Source organism: Tritonibacter sp. SIMBA_163, assembly GCF_046535935.1.
Classification (GTDB): Bacteria; Pseudomonadota; Alphaproteobacteria; order Rhodobacterales; family Rhodobacteraceae; genus Epibacterium; species Epibacterium scottomollicae.
In genome coordinates this window covers 1-240 of the sequence record NZ_JAWJBP010001206.1, presented here as the reverse complement: position 1 = coordinate 240, position 240 = coordinate 1, and the positions used below count along the sequence as shown (strand labels likewise).

Genomic DNA, 240 nt, shown 5'->3' with positions numbered 1-240 from the left:
CAGGTCGAGAAGCTTTAGCGCGGAGGACCTGACCGCCGCGCGCAAACCGCGTGGGAGGCTCGGCTCCGAAGACCAGGAGCGGCCGCACCACGCACCCCAGAGCCGGCCCGCCGTGATGAGCGGCCGTCCGGTAAGTTGAGAGAGGGAAGACGATGGCAAAGAAGATTGCCGGCTACATCAAGCTGCAGGTGCCGGCGGGGGCGGCCAATCCGTCGCCGCCGATCGGCCCGGCGCTTGGTC

General features: G+C 69.2%; 1 pseudogene. It reads left to right on the top strand.

The window, feature by feature from the left end:
• Positions 1-152: 152 nt before the first annotated feature.
• Positions 153-240, top strand: a pseudogene (gene rplK, locus R0J92_RS26140) (50S ribosomal protein L11); the annotation flags it as partial.